Raw genomic sequence first — 16,406 nt, forward strand, 5'->3', positions numbered from 1 at the left:
GTCACACTGCCTTTGTGTAATCGGGCTCGTAGGAGCAAATGGCGTCCACCTTGGCGGCGGAAGGTGATGTTTCGTCGAAGTGGTGGCCCAGCCATTCGTCCACTAGTTTCTTGGCCAGTTCCAAGCCGATCACCCGCTGTCCCATGGTCAGGACCTGGGCGTTGTTGCTCAGGACCGAGCGCTCCACGGAGTAGCTGTCGTGCGCAGTGACGGCCCGGATTCCGGGAACTTTGTTGGCCGCGATGGCCACGCCCAGGCCCGTGCCGCAGATCAACAGGGCGCGGTCCGCCTGGCCCTCGGCAACTTTGCGCGCGGCTTCCACGGCAACGTGCGGGTAGGCCGTGGAGTCGTTGGCGCCGACGCCTACGTCGGTTACGGACGCCACCCGGGGATCGGCTTCAAGCAGTGCCATGAATGCCTGCTTGTATTCGACGCCCGCTTCGTCATTGCCGACGACAATCCGCCAGCCTTCTGGGTTAGTCATGCTCGTGCTCCGTTTCCTGCCGGGGGCGCCAGCTGTGAACCGCCCAGCTGCGCATCGATATGTTGTGAGATCCTCGCCGTGATCAGCCCGAAGGAGACCGCGCCCGGATCAGGGTGGCCCAGGCTCTTCTCGGCGAGCGGACGGGCCCGGCCCTTGAGCGGACGCAAACGCGCCGTCTCAGCTGCCGCGGACTCGGCCGCCGCAGCGGCAGCTGCGAGGGCCCGGTCAACCGGGGCTCCGGCGTCGAACTCTGTGAGGAACGCGTCCCGGAACGGCAGCAGCGCGTCCACCATGGTCTTGTCGCCGGGTTCGGCTTTGCCGAGCTCCGTGATCGCGTCCACAAAGGCGGTGACCGCAGCCGCCGCGTCCTCGCCCGAGTAACCCGCCTTGTTGCCGAGCGCCTGTCCGGCCGCAATGATCGCCGAGCCCCACAGCGCGCCCGAGGTACCGCCGGCGCGTTCGCTCCAGGCCTCCCCCGCCGCCGTCAGGATCCGTCCCACCGAGGCTCCGATTGCCGTCCCGCCTGCGTTGAAAGCCGCGTCCACGCCGCGTCGCATGCCGATGCCGTGGTCGCCGTCGCCGGCAATCGCGTCCAGCTTGCCGAGTTCTTCTTCATGCTCGACGACGACGTCCCGCACCTGGGCGAGCACGGCCACGGCCTGCCGTCCAAGTTCGGCAGCAGCTGCGGTGGGCTGCTCGACGTCGGACTCGTCCACCGCGGTGACGCTCGCTGGGTTCCGGGGCGGGCGGGGCGCAAGGTTGCCCTTGCGGAAGGCGGGGGTGTCCGCGGGTGCTGCCCAATACTGCTCGAGCTCCTCGTCCAGCCACAACAGCGTCAGCGAAAGACCGGACATGTCCAGGCTTGTCACGAGCTCGCCGCATTCGGGTTCCACTACCGTGAGTCCTGCTTTGCCGAGGAGCTTCTCGACCTTGCCGAAGAGCAGGAAGAGTTCGTCGTACTTGACGGTGCCGAGGCCGTTGACGATGGCCACCACGCGGCTTCCGGCGTCGTCGGGCTTGTCATTGAGGAGTTCGGAGACGAGCAGTTCGGCGAGCTCGGACGCCGTGGGCATTTTGTGCTCGGAAATGCCCGGCTCACCGTGGATGCCCAGACCGAGGGACATCTGGCCCGCCGGAACGTGGAACAGCGGATCCGAGGCTCCCGGAAGGGTGCAACCGTCGAAGGCCACTCCCAGCGAGCGTGTGCGGTAGTTCGTCTTGATCGCCAAGCGCTCGACGGCGTCGAGGTCCAGCCCCGCTTCGGCCGCGGCGCCGGCGATCTTGAAGACCGTGAGGTCGCCCGCGATCCCCCGCCGCTTTTCGATCTGGTCCAACGGAGCGCTGGCGATGTCGTCGGTAACAGTCACGGTGCGGGTCTCGATGCCTTCCGCGTTGAGCCGCAACTGGGCCTGGCCGAAGTGCAGCACATCTCCTGCGTAGTTGCCGTAGCTGAGCAAGACGCCGCCCCCGGCGTTGGCTGCTTTGGCCACGCGATATACCTGGCCCGCCGCCGGGGAGGCGAACATATTGCCGCACGCCGAGGCAGTTGCCAGGCCCGGCCCGACCAGTCCGGCGAAAGCAGGGTAGTGTCCCGAGCCGCCGCCCACCACCAAGGCGACCTGTCCGGTAGGGACTTCGGTGGAGCGGACCACTCCGCCGTCCACCCGGGCAACATAGCCGCGGTTGGCGGCGACGAATCCGTCCAGGGCATCGTCCGCGAAGTCTGCGGGGTTGTCGAAAATCCTCGTCATGGTTCTAGACGCCGGCCAGTTGGGAGGCTACTGGCTGGCTGGAGCCGGAAGGCTGCTGCCGGCCCTGGGCGACCTGGCTCTGGCCGAGGACGTAGTTCTCTGTCTTCGGAAGGACATGTCGCCGGAGGTATTCCTGGTTGCTCGCCGTGACGCTGAGCCCGTCGCCGCCGTAGTGCTCGGTGCACAGGATGCCCTGGAAGCCTACGGACAGCGCGAGTTTGAAGGCTTCGCGATAGTTGATGAGGCCGCTCTCCATCGGTGCAGGCATGGTGATGTAGCTGTCGCGGGCCACGTCTTCGTCGCGGATGTAGTTCTTCATGTGCCAGTAGTTGGAGTACGGCAGGGTCTTGGCCACCATTTCGCGCCAGTCCTCGATGGGACGGTGGAGGCGGATCAGGTTGCCGAGGTCCGGGTTGAGGCCCACGTTGTCGAGCCCGATGTCCTGCACCAGCCGGACGGAGGAATCGGCGGTGCCGAGGTAGGTGTCCTCGTACATTTCGAGGGACACGAGGATGCCGGCTTCCGCGGCGTGCTCACCGAGTTCCCGCAAGCGTGCGACGGCGTTGCCCCAGGCTTCCTTGTCCCCCACCGGATCCTTGTAGCCTTCCACCGTCCAGAACCACAGCTGCTTTTGCTGCTCGGCGGTGATGGCCTGGTGGAGTCCGAAGGAGACCACCTCGCAGCCTAGTTCGGCTGCGGCGTCGATGGTTCGGTGGCTGTACGCCAGGTTCTCGGCCCAGTCGCGGGTGTGGATGATGCTGCGGCGGATGGCCGATATGACCGGGATGCCAATGCCGACGTGCTCTGCGGTCTGTTTGAACTCGGCAAGGCGTTCCTTGCTGAGGTCCCCAGGGCGGACCCAGCTGTCCGTGAGGTCTGCGTTGGCGAATCCTGCGTCTTTGACTTCCTGCAGGACCTCGGCCCAAGCGGAAGCGTCGGCGTCGTTGATGTGCTGCCCCGTGGCGTCAGTGCCGGGGAACTGGAGCAGGGCCGCGGTGATGGGCCAGGTTTCGGCGGTGTAAGCCATAGTTTCACTCCTTCGTGGAATCCTGTTTCCTATAGGATTTACTATCTAAGGAAGACTGTCAACATATTTATGTGGACTTCCGCAGGCCGGCCCACCCTTGCCGCACACTTGCCCCGCGTCATCGAAGATCCTATATGTCTTACATATGTTTGTGAAGGGGGTCAGCGCTCCAGCGGACGTTTGAGTGGCCTAGGAAAGAGACTTGCCGCCGCGCAGGGCCGAGGCAAAGGCAGCGACCAGGCACGCGGCAATCGCAAAGGCGAACGCCACGGCCAACCCTTCGGCGAACGGGCCGGAAATCAGGCTCGGAAAGAAGGAGCGGCCGGTCAGGAAGGCCGCGTCCTTGGCCGGGAGGGCGCTCAGCACTTTCGGCCCGAGCAGTGTCTGCACGGGGTTGTAGCCCAGCAAGGAGGAGAACAGCACAGACACCGGGGGCAATTGGGCGACCTTTGCGGCATCCGCGGCAGCCACCCCGTGCGCCGTCAGGCCAGAGGTCAGTGTCTGCGGCAGCGTCCTGGCCAGCCCGGTGATCATGAGCGAAAAGAAGATACCGATGGAGAGCACCATGGCCGAGTTTTGGAACGTAGTGCTCATGCCCGCGCCCACACCGCGGCGATTGGGCGGCAACGCGTTCATGATGCCGGCCCGGTTGGGTGCGGCGAACAACCCCATGCCGAGGCCGTTGACCAGCAATGCCAGCGAGAAGGGCACGTAGCTGAAGTTCACAGGCAGCACCAGCAGCCACAGGAAGCTGGCCGCTGCCACCACCATGCCCAAGGTGGCCAGCAACCTGGCCCCATGGCGGTCGGATAGCCAGCCGGAGACCGGGCCCGCGATCAGGAACCCCGCAGTAAGGGGCAGCATGTAGATCCCGGCCCAGAGCGGCGTGGTCTCAAAGCTGTAACCGTGCTGGGGTAGCCAGATCCCTTGGAGCCAGATGATCAGGATGAACATCAGGCCGCCCCGGCCGATGCCGGACATCAGGGAGGCCAGGTTTCCGGCGGTGAAGGCACGGATACGGAACAGCGCCAGATGGAACATGGGCTCGTCTATCCTCATCTCCACCCAGCAGAACACTGCCAGCACCGCGGCGCCTCCTATCAGTGCGGTGAGCACCCATGGGTTGGTCCAGCCCATGGTGTTGGCGCCGTACGGTTGGATGCCATATGTGATGCCTACCAGCACGGCGACCAGACCCACCGCGAAGGTTGCATTGCCCCACCAGTCCAGTTTGGCCGGCTGCCTGATCCCTGTGTCATACAGGCTCAGGTAGGCCCAGACGGTGCCCGCCAGCCCTACCGGCACGGAGACGAGGAACACCAACCGCCAGTCCAGCGGTCCCAACAGCCCGCCGATGATGAGGCCGAAGAACGACCCTGCGATGCCGGCCACCTGGTTCAGGCCCAATGCCAGGCCACGCTGGTCGACCTCGAAGACATCCGTGATGATGGCCGTGGAATTGGCCATCAACATGGCGCCGCCGACGCCCTGCAGGACGCGCATGATGATCAACCAGAGCACGCCCGCTGTGCCGGAAAGCCACGTGAGGGACAGCAGAACGGAGAACACTGTGAAGACAGCGAAGCCGGCGTTGTACATTTTCACCCTGCCGTACATATCGCCGAGCCGGCCAAAGGTAACCACCAACACCGCCGTGACCACCATGTAGCCCATAACCAGCCACAACAGCATGCTGGTGTTGCCGGGAGCCAGCGGCTCGACGTGGATGCCACGGAAAATGTCAGGCAGGGCGATCAGCATGATGGAGGAATTGATGGTCGCCATCAGCACACCCAGCGTGGCGTTGACCAGGACTGTCCACTTATAGTGCGGGCTAGCAACCGCGCGCTCCATGCGGGCCTGGCGTTTGCCCCTGACGATTTGGGCCTTCGTTGCCATCACAACCGCCCCTTCCCGGCCAGGGGGCCGTTTCGGGATTGTTACTTCACTAAAAACCCTAAACCCGGAGGCGGCACCGGGAACCACCCAGTGGCGACAACTTTGTTTCTCCCGGGGCGCCGCGTGCCAGACGGTAACTTAATCGACGGGCGCGTCGGCAATAGCCCTGGCCCGGACCTTGTGCACGTGGTCGGCCATGGCGGCTGCGGCTTGCTCCGGATCCCCGCTGGCCATGGCCTCGAACACAGCCTGGTGCTCGGCGATGGCCTGCTCGGCATCGGTGATGCCCACTCCCCCGAACAGCCGGAACCGCTGGACCTGTCCGCCTAGGGCGGTGTAGGCCGAAAGCATGAATTGGTTGCCGGACTGCTCGGCGATCAGCTTATGGAAGCGCTCATCGGCCTCGAGATAGTCCCGGAATTCCATGAAAGAGGGGCCTCGGGGAGCCGTCTCCAGGTCCTTCACAGCCCCTCGCAAATCCGCCAAACCCTCCGGAGTGATCCTGCTGCACGCCAGTCGGGCATTCACTGGCTCAATCGCAAGCCGGGCCTCCATGAGCTCCGCAAAATCTTCGCGAGTGAAAACCGGGGCCACCCTGTAACCCTTAAGCGCAACTCGGCGGACCATGCCTGTGTGTTCAAGCCTCGCCAGCGCCTCGCGCACGGGGGTCGGGGAAACGTCCAATTCCCGCGCCGTGCCGTCGATGCTGACCGCGGCTCCTGGTTCGAGCCGGCCGTCCATGAGCCACGCGAGAAGTTCCTCGTAGACGTGGTCGGCGAGAACCTGGCGGCTGACGGGTCGGCCGGGGGCGCGGTCCCGTGAGGAAGCGAGTTTCATAGACAAATCCTATAGGAATGCTCTCTTCGTGGCGGCTTCGGACGCTCTAGGCCAGCCCTGAAGCCCGGCAGGACGGGGGCCGCGAGGCGGTTAAACCGCGACGGCGGCACCTTTCCCAGGTGCCGCCGTCGGGATTCGGGGGATCTAGTTGGCGTAGAACGGGTAGTCGGTGTACCCCTTGGCGCCTTCACCGTAGAACGTGGACGGATCCGGCTCGTTGAGCGGGAGGCCCTCACGCCACCTGCGCGCAAGGTCCGGGTTGGCGATGGCCGGGCGGCCGACCACGACGGCGTCGGCATGCCCGTCGGCCACAAGTGCCACTGCTTCATCCAGTGTGGTCACGTCACCGAAGCCGGTGTTCACCAGGAACGTGCCATTGAAACGCTCGCGCAGGTCCTGGACAAGCTCACCCTTGGGATCATGGTGGAGGATGCTGAGGTAGGCGAGGTTGAGCGAGGCGATGGTGTCCACCAGGACGTCATAGGTGGCGCGGACATCGGCGGGGTCGGTCTCGGCGATCCCCTGGACCGAGTGCTCCGGGGAAATCCGGATGCCGACCCGGTTGGCGCCCAAGGCTTCAACCACCGCGTTGACGGTCTCGATCACGAAGCGTGCGCGGTTTTCCGGGGAACCGCCGTAGCTGTCAGTGCGGACGTTGGTGTTGGGAGCCAGGAATTCGTGCAGCAGGTAACCATTCGCCGAGTGGAGTTCAACGCCGTCAAATCCTGCCTCGACAGCATTCCGGGATGCCGTGACGATTTCCTGGATCACCGAGGGAAGTTCATCGGTACTCAGTTCGCGGGGCACCGGGTAAGGTTTCTTGCCATTCGGGGTGCGAACTTCGCCGTCGATGGCCACGGCACTCGGTGCCACGATCTCGTGACCGCCGGTGATGTCCGGGTGGGAAACGCGACCGCCGTGCATGATTTGGGCGAACATCCGGCCGCCTTCGGCATGGACAGCGTCGGTCACCTTCTTCCAGCCTGCGATCTGTTCCTCCGTGACGAGGCCGGGCTGCCCCGGGTAGGACTGGCCGGCCGGCGTCGGGTAGGTACCCTCGCTGACAATCAGCCCGAGGGAGGCGCGCTGCCGGTAGTGTTCCACAACCAGCGGGCCGGGAACGCCTTCGGCGCCCGATCGGACACGGGTCAGCGGCGCCATGACCAAGCGGTTAGGAAGTTCAAGCTCGCCGAGAGTCAACGGGGAAAACAACATGAGCAGTGCCTTTCAAACGGGAACAGGTCCAGTGGGGCCAACTGCCACGCGCCTGCAACTATTCCTGCTGAGACGGGGATCACACGACGACGGCGGCGCCGCGCCTGCGCTTTCAAACCCATCCCGCCGCGGGCGCTTGACATGGCAGTCGGCCGACGATTTGTTACTATGGACGAGATTTAATACATTTGATGGATAAACCAAGGTTTGACTGGCCGTTTGGCCGACCGGCTTTCCATTTCCTGTTGTGGGTCTGATTCTTTGGGAGGGGCGGCGCCGGTGTCTGATCTGCTTGTTGAGGTGCATGCGTTCGAGGGAGCCAGTGCTGCCCTTGGGAAGGCTGCGGAGGGCGTAAATTGCGCCGGGTCCATGCCCTCAGGAGATGTCGGGCACCCGGTACTTACCCAAGCGTGCGGGGAAGTCAACCTCGCCTGGGCCGTGCATGGCTCCGCGCTGCACGCGAATTTGGAAGAGGATCGCCAGCAGGTCAGAAGAGCCGGGGCGGAGTTCACCCGGGTTGATACCCTCCTTTCAGAACAAACGAAGAGCGGGAAGGCCTGAGGATGGCTTGGGGGGAACGCAGGCCGGCTGACTGGTCCTTGCTGGGCGGGACCGACCCCGCCCCGGGTAGCGCTGAAGACGTCCAGCGGGCTTCCGTTGCCTGGGCGGGAAACGCGGGCCGGTTGGCGGATGCACAGGATGGCCTCACCCGAACGGTGATGGCTGGCGAGGGTGCTGCGGTGTCGGCTGTTCGGACGCTTCTTGAGAGGGATGCTGCCCTGATCGGGATGTACCGGGTGGCGTGTGAGGACATCGCCCGCGCCTTTCAACGTTGGGCGGCCAGCCTGGCCGGGTTCCAAGTTGAAGCAGCCCGCCTACTGTTCCAGGCCGTGCAGGCCCACGACGATGAAGAAGCAGGCTACAAGCTGATCGACGCAGGCAAGGCGGAACGAATCCACGCCGCCGGCCAGCGCTCTCTGCTTGAGGGCATCGCCCAGGCTGCGGCCGAAACTCTGGCCCCGGCCGTCACGGAGATCTTCTCCGACTCCCGTGGCGAGGCGATGGTGGATGAAGCCCGCGAACGGTTGGACGCTCTGCGCCGCCAAGCCGAGGAACTGCGTAACCGTTACGACATCGAAGGCCGGCGTGTCGCGGGTTCGCTGCACATCCCTGCCGGGCCGGTGACCCAGCAGGCTGGCCTGGGCATCACGGACAGCCGAGCCGGCAGCGGCTACTTCGCCGCGCTGCTGGCATTGCGGAAGGACCCGCGGTACGCATCCCTGAACGCCCTCCATGCCAAAGCCGCACAAGGCGACGTCGCGGCCCGGCAGGATTACTTGGCGCTGCTTGCGCGGCTAAGCCCCGCCGATCTGGTGATCTACGGGATGACCAACCCGGACCGTGCCCGCAACCCATTGGCCATGGCAAACAACACTGCCCATGTCAAAAGCTGGTGGGATGGGCTCGCCCCTGATGCCCGGGCGCTACTGACCGCCACCGTTCCCGGGATCATCGGCAACCTCAACGGAATCCCGTACAGCGTCCGGAACACCGCCAACCGCCAACTCATCCAGATCCTCACCACCAATCCGCCAGCCGACGAAGCCACGCGCAAAGCCATAGAAGGCATCAATAATTCGCTGAGCTACGACGATGGTTCGCCGCGAACGGACAGGTTCGTGGTGTCCTTCGATCTGAACAAAGGAAAACCCCTCGCCGCAGTCGCGATTGGCGATCTGGACACCGCCGGGAACGTGACCTGGAACATCCCCGGCATGGGCACCACGGTGGCGCCGGGCGGCATCGATGCCTGGACTATGGGCGCCCAAGCAGTCTATGACCGACAGCAGAGGCTGCTCGCGAGATTTGGTCCTGTGGGGATGACAAACGCGGTGGTGTCCTGGGTCGGATACGACACCCCGGGAATGTTCCCAGACAGCATGGACGTCTTCGCCAGCGATAAGGCCTGGGCCGGTGCGGACAAGCTGCCGCCGCCTTGGACGGATTCCATGAAACCCGGGACATTGGCGATGGTGCGGGGGAGCCGAAGGTCAACGTCCTGGCCCATTCCTACGGCACCACCACGGCCGCCTACGGCTTGACCAAAACGGTGCATAACGTGGACACCGTGACGTTTTTCGGCTCCGCCGGCATTGACCCGAACGTTGTTCCAAGTGCTTCGGCGCTCCACGTGGCGCCAGGATCGGATGGCAACCCAGCGGTGTACGCAACGCAGGCCAGCAGGGACGTGGTGGCACCGGTCGGGATCGGCGGTTCCATCGCGGGCGCTGGCTGGGACTGGTTCAATGACCCCATTGGAGCTGGCCCCCGCTTCGCCGATTCGATCGTCGGCCATCACCCGCAACAACTGCGTGTCCCGCCAACTTTCCCCGGCCTCTGGCCGGGAGCCCATGTGTTCTCCTCCGATGGAGGCTTCGACCCCGACAGCGGGGAAATCCTCGAGCCCACCGACGGTCACCAAGCCACCGGTGACGGATCATGGGGACCGGCCAATGTCTCCGGCGGTCACGGCTACCTCGATCCGAAAACCGAATCCTTGGACAATATCGCCCTCGTCACCACCGGCCATGGAGACAAAATCCACCCCTCGTCATGGCTGCGGATCACGGCCCACACCGGCGGGAAAACCCAGCAAATCTACCCGGAGCCAACAAAATGACCAGAGAACAGAACATATTGACCACCTTCAGCAACGCCCGGAGCCGGGGTCCTGCCAGGAACACGGCGCCTTCCTTGGTATCGGCGCTCATCGCCGCCCTGCTGCTGTTCGGCGTCACGGGCTGTGCCATCCTGCCAGGAAGAACAAACCCCATGACATCCGACCCCGACCGCCCCTACAACGGAACCAGAACCGCAGACACCGTGCGCAACGATTTCTACGACACCATCGATGACACCGTCAAACAAACCGGACTCACCTTTCCCGACTGGAACCGTGCAGACCCGAAACGCATCAGTCGAGACACATGTGCGATCGGATCCAAGGCGGGCAAACAATTCTCGATCGATTTGCGGGGCGGGGCGAGCCCGGACCCGAAAGCCGCGGTCGAGAAAATCCGAGCCTACTGGGAATCCAAGAACTGGACCATCGAATCGATCATTGACCATACCGACGCCCCGAACCCCGGCATGCAGATAGCAGCGACATCCCCCACCGGCATCCTCGTCGTCTACAACCCCACGAAGAACAACACCAATCCCGGAAAAACCACGGACTGGTCAAGCATCAGTGTCGAGAGCGACTGCACCCTGGACCCCTCCCTCAACGGCGTCCCGACACCAAGAACGAGCCCACCGCCGAGCACCGGTTCCTGATGACCCGGACCGCCCCTGTCCTCGTCAGCGCCTTGGTCATCGCCGCCGTCCTGTTGCTGTTCGGCGTCACCGGCTGCGCCATCCTGCGAGGAGGAACTAACCCCGTGACACCCGACCCTGCCCGCCCCTATGACGGCACCAGAACCGCAACGGCAGTGGAAAAGACTTCTACGACGCTATCGATGACACCATCAAGCAGACCGGGCTCGCCTTTCCCGGCTGGAACCGGGCAAGCGAAGACGGAGTGATGCTAACCACGTGTGCGGTCAGGTCCAAGTCGGGCAACCAATTCTCGATCACCCTGCGGGGTGGGGCGAGCCCGGACCCGAAAGCCGCGGTCGAGAAGATCAAGGGCTACTGGGAATCCAAGAACTGGACCATCGAAACGATCATTGACCATACCGATGCGCCCAACCCCGGCATACAGATAGCAGCGACATCCCCCACCGGCATCCTCGTCGTCTACAACGCGATAAAGAATAATTCCGGAACGGTCGATGACAACAAGTGGTCGCGTATCAGTGTCGAAAGCGACTGCACCCTGGACCCCTCCCTCAACGGCGTCCCCACCCCAAAAACCAGCCCACCGAGCACCAACCCCTGAGGCGGCACTCCCATGTGACCAGTCCTCCCGGCAGCGTCACAAAGCGAGTACTCGGGCACTAGGGGACGCCGCCGGAAGTTCCGCCTTTCAGCGCGTGTGATGCGATGGCTGGATTTCGTACACCGGGGTCGGCAATCCTTCCGCCCTGGCCTTGAGCTGCAGGGCCAGGTAGTTGGAATAATGCCGGCTTTGGTGCAGGTTTCCGCCGTGGATCCAGAGGTTTGGCACGTTGGTGGGCTTCCACATGTTGCGCAGCTCCCCTTCCCAGGGGCCGGGGTCCTTGGGTGTGTCGGAGCCGAATCCCCAGCATTTCCCAACGGCGTCCGCCACCTCGGGCGAGACGAGGTCGGCGAGCCAGCCATTCATGGAACCGTAGCCGGTGGCGTAGATGATCACGTCGGCTTCGAGCTCGGTGCCGTTGTCCATCACGACGGCGTTGCCCGTGATCTTGCTGACTTGGCCGTTCGCGAGTTTCACGCGTCCGTCGATGATCAGCTGGGATGCGCCGACGTCGATATAGTAGCCGGAGCCGCGTCGCAAGTACTTGAGGAACAGGCCCGAGCCGTCCACTCCAAAATCGAGATCGAAACCGGCCGCCTCAAGCTGGGAGTAGAACTCGGCGTCGCGCTCCGCCATCTGCTGGTAGACCGGGATCTGGGCCTCTGGCAGGATCCGGTACGGCAAGGAAGCGAAGAGAAGGTCGGCTTTCTCGGTGGTGACTCCGTTGGCGAGTGCCTTTTCCGAGTAGAGATCGCCGAGTGCCAGGTCCATCAGGGACTCACTCCGGGCGATGTGCGTGGACGAGCGCTGGACCATGGTGACGTCGGCGCCGTGTTCCCAGAGGTCCGCGCAGATATCGTGGGCCGAGTTGTTCGAGCCAATCACTACGGCCTTCTTGCCCGTCCAGTCTCCCCCGCCCGGGTGCTTGGAGGAATGGTACTGCTGCCCCAGGAAGCTCTCGGCGCCGTCGAACACGGGGACGTTCGGGTAGCCCGAGACGCCCAAGGCGAACACCAGCTGTTTCGGACGCAAGGTGACTGGTTCGCCGTCGCGCACGACGCTGACTTCCCACTCGCCGCGTTCCTCGTCCCAGCGGGCGTTGTTGCACTCGGTCTTGGACCAATAGTTCAGTTCCATGATGCGGGTGTAGTGCTCCAGCCAATTGCCGATCTTGTCCTTGGCCGCGAAAACGGGCCAGTCGTCCGGGAACTTCATGTAGGGCAGGTGGTCGTACCAGACGGGGTCATGCAGGTGCAGCGACTTGTAGCGGTTCCGCCAGGAGTCGCCCGGGCGCTCGTTCTTCTCGACGATGATGGTGGACACACCGAGCCTGCGCAGCCGCGCTCCGAGGCCGATCCCGCCCTGGCCACCGCCGATGATCACAGTGTTGGGCTGCTCCTCATAGCCAAGCTTGGCTTCCTGCTCTTCCTTGAGTTCGAGCCAGGATTTACGGCCCTTGCTGATGTGGTGGGCCACTCCTTGCTCCCGGTTAGGGCCCTTCTTTTCCTCGAAACCCTTGAGTTCCTGCATCGTGGTGAGCAGGGTCCAGCACTTGCCGTTGCGCAGCCGAAGGTGCGCGTGGCCACGGGCCTGGGCGGTTTCAAAGTCGAGCCAGGCCTCGGTGTTGGCCGCATCGCCAGTGGCATCTTCGGCGAGCCTCCAGTTGCTTGGCCGCACGTTCGGGAGCGTGGCGTCCAGCATGCGTTTGATCTCGGCCTTTCCTTCTAGGGTCTTCAAGTTCCACGTGAAGGAAACGAAGTCGCGCCAATACGATTCGTCCTCGAACAATTCCAGTGCAGCCTCGGTGTTGTTGTTGCGCAGCGCCTCATCGAACTGCGCCAGCCAAGCCCCGGCTATGCCGTTTGCGGTCTCAGGCATTTCTCCTCTTTCCATCGCTGACGATGAGCCAATTCCCGGTTCCATGGCAGCTGCCCGGAGAGTGACTCGCATCACAAGTAGATGCCACAGGGGGTTACAATCGGGTGACACGCGCTCCTCACCTGCTCCCACGCGGGTTTGGGCCGTTCGATCCAGCGATTCAATGGCGAGTTGGGAGTTTGCGCATGCGTCACGGCCCGAGCACGCTGTTCCCGGATCCGGGACTGCGATTTTCCTCGCCCGTGGAGTACGCCAAGACCCTCCGCACCGCCCACGAAGCTACATTGTCCGGAGCCCCGCACCCCCTCCTGCCTGCATCCCTTGTCGAGTCTTGGCGGCGGTCCATTGCACTGGGCATCAACCCCGATCAGCACAGCCCGGCCCACCGCCACGAAATCGCCGAAGCCCGTTCGCTCGGATCCACCCACCGCCTGGCCAGCGTGGTTCCGGCGCTCTCGCAACTGCTTGCCGATGAGTCCGCCACGGGCCGGCACCTGCTGATCGTCACCGACCACCACGGCGAGGTGCTCTGGAGGATCGGCAGTGGTTCCGCGCTGCGGCAGGCCGATTCCCTCGAATTCGTGGAGGGCGCCGATTGGTCCGAAGCCGGCGTCGGTACCAACGCGATCAGCGAGGCCCTCATCTCCGGGAACGCCGCCCAACTCTTCTCCGCCGAGCACCTCGTCCGGACCCACCACGATTGGGCATGCACCGCGGCGCCCATCCGCGACCCCTTCACCGGTGATATCGTCGGGATCCTGGATGTTTCGGGGCCCATAGATTCGGTGACGCCGGACAGCCTGCGGATGGTGCGTTGCGGCGTCCGGCTCGCGGAGGAACTATTGCGTTCGGAAGGCGCGACGGCGGACCCGAGTCGGCGCGTCGCCGTCGGGCACCCCCGTCCCGGTACCGCTTCAACGCTGTTCTTGCGGCTGCTCGGCGACAAGCCGACAGCAGCGCTCGACGGCGGCGGGCCGCTTCCGGTGACGCTGCGCCGTGCGGAGATCCTCGCGTTGCTCGCGTCCAGGACGCAGGGGTGGAGCGCCGACGAGCTCGCCTATCAGCTGCATGGCGAAGACGGTGCCGCCACGGCCATCCGGACGGAGATGCACCGGATCCGCGCGCTGCTCGGCAACGTGGTGGAGGCGAATCCGTACCGTTTTGCCCCCGGCGTGACAGTGCTGACAGACGCCATGCTGGTCGCCGAGCATTTGCGGGCCGGGCGGGTGCACGATGCCGTGGCCGCCTACTCCGGGCGCATCCTGAACCGTTCAGCGACCATGGCCATAGAGCTAATGCGCGACGAGTTGGACCAGGCCATCGCCGCGTCCGTTCGGGCAAGCGGCGACGCGGAACTGATCAGCCGTTGGTGCTCGACGGACATGGGCTCGGACGATTCCGAAGCCGCGATGGCCTTGGCGAGGCTCATGGCTCCGGGCGATTCACGGTTCCAGCTGGTGCTGGCACGAATGGACAGGATCGACAGGGAACTTCGGACGTAGGCGCTTCGCTTTAGGGGACGCCCGGGCAGCCCTCGCCCCGCGGATTCACGATGCAGTTGTCAGCATAGTTGCGCGTGATCGACCTCCAGACGCTCAGCTTCTGTGACGGCGACGCGAACTGTCCTGTGCCGGGAATCGGCACGTTCGGGCCACCGTTCACGGAGTAGGTGCCCCGGAAGGTGGTAGTCACGGACAACTGAAAGTCACCGGTCTGTTGATACACGTGGCTTGTTCTCGTCTTTTGGCCCCACTCCGCTTCCGGAAGCGGTCCCCCGGCAAAGGGGGTCGGGCCGAGACTGTTGCCGTCCCCGTAGTCGTAGGTGTACTCCACGGGGGTTGCGACTATGTGGACTCGCTGGCCGAGGAGTGTCACATCGAATTGCTGCTCAACGGCGTCCGCGAAGATGTTGGTTTCAGCGCCCTTGAGCGTGTGCGGGCTAGGCTGCGCGGTCAGGTCCGCCGGCTTGAGCGGAAGGTTGCGGAAGTCGCTCTCAATTCTCTCCGCAATCCTCTGCAAGAGATCCTCTGGCTTTTGGTCGTACAGGCAGGACGGACCATTGTTGCCCGATTTCCAGTCAATCCACGTGGGATTTGGAATCGCCTTCGGCGCGACCTTCCAGATGACTGGAGTTCCAGATTTCCCACCAGGCTCGCGGGGCGGGCATTGCACCTGTCCGGGTAGGCACTTCTTATCGAAGTCATTGTCGTCGACCTGGCATTGGAGATCTGCCTTGTATTGGTTGGGGTCGTCGCTGACGAAGTTTGGAGGGGCGGGGATAAATTCGCCCGATTGAGGGTCGCGGATCCACCTGGCCGAGACGTCGATTCCACCTTTTTGAATTCCCGCCGATACGCGGTCATCGTCAGCGGCTGAGGCGAGTGTGGCTGGAGCGACGAACACCGCGGCCAGAACAATTGTCCGTATGGTCGACTTTCGCAAATTCATGGCGCACTACTGAATCAATCCGAGGTCTTTGACCTTCCAAGACCCTGATTCGAAAGCACCAATCATGACTATCGCCGAGTTCGATGCCGGCGTTGGAGGCTGCCCCACGCTTCCATCCGCATCGTAGTAGTCAATCTGGCTTTGGATCGTCTGTATCGTCACTTGCTGAGAAAGCGCCTCGGATTTGAAGTTTGCTTCAACCGACGGAGTTGTCATCTTGCCACCGACAACCCATCGTCCTTTTACATACGCGGACTCGAGACCCTGTCTTATTCGATTACAGAAGAGGCACTCCGCGGATGTCATGGCTGACCAAGCGGCCATGTCCCCAGTCTCATAAGCGTATGAAAGCGCTTGGAACCAGTACCTAGCAAACGCCTCCACGCCTTCCTTGCTGTTCGCCTTCGCGGCCTCCGGCAGCACGGGAATGGGCACGTTCTCGGCTTTCCCCTTGGCGTCCGCGGGTTTGTAGACAGCCGCCGGCGTCGGAGAGGGCGTGGCAGTGGCAGTGGGACTGGCAGAAACTGTGGGTGACGCAGACTGCGGCTGGGTACTGTTCCCGCAGGCGGTCAGCGTCAACGCCGCTGCAAGGCCGACAATGACGAAAAGGCGGCTGCGAGCAGAAAACGAAGTGCGTGGAGTCATGGTTTGCTATCCCCAAATAGTTTTCAAGACTAAACGTTTCCCAAAATGATAGCTTACTTCCCCATCTTGGCGGGAAAGTTATCCACAGGTGCCGACTTTGCTCCACCAGCGCGGCATGGCAGAAAGCGTAAAGGAGAGGAGGCGCAAAATCCCCGCCGGACACAAGCGGACATACTTCCGTGGCTGCGGCAGGTCTCTCCAGCGACCCCTTGCAGCGATGGGCAGAACCCTCGCGCAGCGCTCGTTAGCCATCGCCGCCACTGTATTAGGCCCCGGCTATCC

The 16,406-nt window shown here is 63.7% G+C and carries 15 protein-coding genes; 6 read left to right on the top strand and 9 right to left on the bottom strand.

Going from position 1 to position 16,406, the window contains the following annotated elements; all coding sequences use genetic code 11:
• Nucleotide 1 precedes the first annotated feature (1 nt).
• The 6 genes from AB4Z38_RS09525 to AB4Z38_RS09550 all read right to left on the bottom strand — a co-directional run bounded on the left by AB4Z38_RS09525 (nt 2) and on the right by AB4Z38_RS09550 (nt 7,213).
• Complete coding sequence (locus tag AB4Z38_RS09525) at nt 2–484, bottom strand: ribose-5-phosphate isomerase (RefSeq protein ID WP_441429479.1); 483 nt, start codon at nt 482–484, stop codon at nt 2–4.
• On the bottom strand, nt 481–2,235 hold the full coding sequence (gene dhaL, locus AB4Z38_RS09530) for a dihydroxyacetone kinase subunit DhaL (protein ID WP_441429480.1): 1,755 nt from the start codon (nt 2,233–2,235) through the stop codon (nt 481–483). The genes AB4Z38_RS09525 and dhaL overlap by 4 nt, the downstream gene beginning before the upstream one ends.
• A 4-nt stretch (nt 2,236–2,239) precedes the next feature.
• Nucleotides 2,240–3,262 carry a sugar phosphate isomerase/epimerase family protein gene (locus AB4Z38_RS09535; RefSeq protein ID WP_441429481.1) on the bottom strand — a complete coding sequence of 341 codons (1,023 nt, stop codon included), beginning with the start codon at nt 3,260–3,262 and terminating at the stop codon, nt 2,240–2,242.
• A 189-nt stretch (nt 3,263–3,451) separates the two neighbouring features.
• Nucleotides 3,452–5,161: an MFS transporter gene (locus AB4Z38_RS09540; RefSeq protein ID WP_441429482.1), complete on the bottom strand. Its 1,710-nt coding sequence runs from the start codon at nt 5,159–5,161 to the stop codon at nt 3,452–3,454.
• A gap of 138 nt (nt 5,162–5,299) precedes the next feature.
• Nucleotides 5,300–5,998 carry a GntR family transcriptional regulator gene (locus AB4Z38_RS09545; protein WP_441429483.1) on the bottom strand — a complete coding sequence of 233 codons (699 nt, stop codon included), beginning with the start codon at nt 5,996–5,998 and terminating at the stop codon, nt 5,300–5,302.
• Between the two features lie 144 nt (nt 5,999–6,142).
• Nucleotides 6,143–7,213 carry an alkene reductase gene (locus tag AB4Z38_RS09550; RefSeq protein ID WP_441429484.1) on the bottom strand — a complete coding sequence of 357 codons (1,071 nt, stop codon included), beginning with the start codon at nt 7,211–7,213 and terminating at the stop codon, nt 6,143–6,145.
• Nucleotides 7,214–7,776: 563 nt separating this feature from the next.
• Here AB4Z38_RS09550 and AB4Z38_RS09555 point away from each other — a divergent pair.
• From AB4Z38_RS09555 to AB4Z38_RS09575, 5 genes are read left to right on the top strand one after another with little or no spacing between them, the layout of a single operon-like run.
• Nucleotides 7,777–9,315, top strand: coding sequence for an alpha/beta hydrolase (locus AB4Z38_RS09555; RefSeq protein ID WP_441429485.1), 1,539 nt, complete (start codon nt 7,777–7,779; stop codon nt 9,313–9,315).
• Complete coding sequence (locus tag AB4Z38_RS09560) at nt 9,210–9,893, top strand: alpha/beta hydrolase (protein ID WP_441429486.1); 684 nt, start codon at nt 9,210–9,212, stop codon at nt 9,891–9,893. Before AB4Z38_RS09555 ends, AB4Z38_RS09560 begins: the two co-directional genes overlap by 106 nt.
• Nucleotides 9,890–10,549 (top strand): hypothetical protein, encoded by a 660-nt coding sequence (locus tag AB4Z38_RS09565; RefSeq protein WP_441429487.1) that lies wholly within the window; start codon nt 9,890–9,892, stop codon nt 10,547–10,549. The genes AB4Z38_RS09560 and AB4Z38_RS09565 overlap by 4 nt, the downstream gene beginning before the upstream one ends.
• Nucleotides 10,549–10,797: a hypothetical protein gene (locus AB4Z38_RS09570; protein WP_441429488.1), complete on the top strand. Its 249-nt coding sequence runs from the start codon at nt 10,549–10,551 to the stop codon at nt 10,795–10,797. The genes AB4Z38_RS09565 and AB4Z38_RS09570 overlap by 1 nt, the downstream gene beginning before the upstream one ends.
• Nucleotides 10,797–11,153, top strand: a complete 357-nt coding sequence (locus AB4Z38_RS09575) for a hypothetical protein (protein ID WP_441429489.1) — start codon at nt 10,797–10,799, stop codon at nt 11,151–11,153. Before AB4Z38_RS09570 ends, AB4Z38_RS09575 begins: the two co-directional genes overlap by 1 nt.
• Nucleotides 11,154–11,240: 87 nt before the next feature.
• Here AB4Z38_RS09575 and AB4Z38_RS09580 read toward each other — a convergent pair whose 3' ends face one another.
• The gene (locus tag AB4Z38_RS09580) at nt 11,241–13,031 is read right to left on the bottom strand and encodes an NAD(P)/FAD-dependent oxidoreductase (protein ID WP_441429490.1); all 1,791 of its coding nucleotides are present in this window, start codon (nt 13,029–13,031) and stop codon (nt 11,241–11,243) included.
• A gap of 185 nt (nt 13,032–13,216) precedes the next feature.
• Between AB4Z38_RS09580 and AB4Z38_RS09585 the strand changes: the two genes are divergently transcribed.
• Nucleotides 13,217–14,533, top strand: coding sequence for a GAF domain-containing protein (locus AB4Z38_RS09585; protein ID WP_441429491.1), 1,317 nt, complete (start codon nt 13,217–13,219; stop codon nt 14,531–14,533).
• 10 nt (nt 14,534–14,543) lie between these two features.
• Here AB4Z38_RS09585 and AB4Z38_RS09590 read toward each other — a convergent pair whose 3' ends face one another.
• Together AB4Z38_RS09590 and AB4Z38_RS09595 are read right to left on the bottom strand one after the other, a co-directional pair.
• Nucleotides 14,544–15,479, bottom strand: coding sequence for a hypothetical protein (locus tag AB4Z38_RS09590; protein ID WP_441429492.1), 936 nt, complete (start codon nt 15,477–15,479; stop codon nt 14,544–14,546).
• A gap of 6 nt (nt 15,480–15,485) precedes the next feature.
• Nucleotides 15,486–16,124, bottom strand: coding sequence for a DUF6318 family protein (locus AB4Z38_RS09595; RefSeq protein WP_441429493.1), 639 nt, complete (start codon nt 16,122–16,124; stop codon nt 15,486–15,488).
• Nucleotides 16,125–16,406: the final 282 nt, after the last annotated feature.

This window comes from Arthrobacter sp. 2RAF6, assembly GCF_052115205.1.
GTDB lineage: Bacteria > Actinomycetota > Actinomycetes > Actinomycetales > Micrococcaceae > Arthrobacter.

Bases quoted from the DNA above. Each gene is read 5' to 3' on its own strand.
- AB4Z38_RS09525 (WP_441429479.1), bottom strand. From the start codon at position 484: ATGACTAACCCAGAAGGCTGGCGGATTGTCGTCGGCAATGACGAAGCG.
- dhaL (WP_441429480.1), bottom strand. From the start codon at position 2,235: ATGACGAGGATTTTCGACAACCCCGCAGACTTCGCGGACGATGCCCTG.
- AB4Z38_RS09535 (WP_441429481.1), bottom strand. From the start codon at position 3,262: ATGGCTTACACCGCCGAAACCTGGCCCATCACCGCGGCCCTGCTCCAG.
- AB4Z38_RS09540 (WP_441429482.1), bottom strand. From the start codon at position 5,161: ATGGCAACGAAGGCCCAAATCGTCAGGGGCAAACGCCAGGCCCGCATG.
- AB4Z38_RS09545 (WP_441429483.1), bottom strand. From the start codon at position 5,998: ATGAAACTCGCTTCCTCACGGGACCGCGCCCCCGGCCGACCCGTCAGC.
- AB4Z38_RS09550 (WP_441429484.1), bottom strand. From the start codon at position 7,213: ATGTTGTTTTCCCCGTTGACTCTCGGCGAGCTTGAACTTCCTAACCGC.
- AB4Z38_RS09555 (WP_441429485.1), top strand. From the start codon at position 7,777: ATGGCTTGGGGGGAACGCAGGCCGGCTGACTGGTCCTTGCTGGGCGGG.
- AB4Z38_RS09565 (WP_441429487.1), top strand. From the start codon at position 9,890: ATGACCAGAGAACAGAACATATTGACCACCTTCAGCAACGCCCGGAGC.
- AB4Z38_RS09570 (WP_441429488.1), top strand. From the start codon at position 10,549: ATGACCCGGACCGCCCCTGTCCTCGTCAGCGCCTTGGTCATCGCCGCC.
- AB4Z38_RS09575 (WP_441429489.1), top strand. From the start codon at position 10,797: ATGCTAACCACGTGTGCGGTCAGGTCCAAGTCGGGCAACCAATTCTCG.
- AB4Z38_RS09580 (WP_441429490.1), bottom strand. From the start codon at position 13,031: ATGCCTGAGACCGCAAACGGCATAGCCGGGGCTTGGCTGGCGCAGTTC.
- AB4Z38_RS09585 (WP_441429491.1), top strand. From the start codon at position 13,217: ATGCGTCACGGCCCGAGCACGCTGTTCCCGGATCCGGGACTGCGATTT.
- AB4Z38_RS09590 (WP_441429492.1), bottom strand. From the start codon at position 15,479: ATGAATTTGCGAAAGTCGACCATACGGACAATTGTTCTGGCCGCGGTG.
- AB4Z38_RS09595 (WP_441429493.1), bottom strand. From the start codon at position 16,124: ATGACTCCACGCACTTCGTTTTCTGCTCGCAGCCGCCTTTTCGTCATT.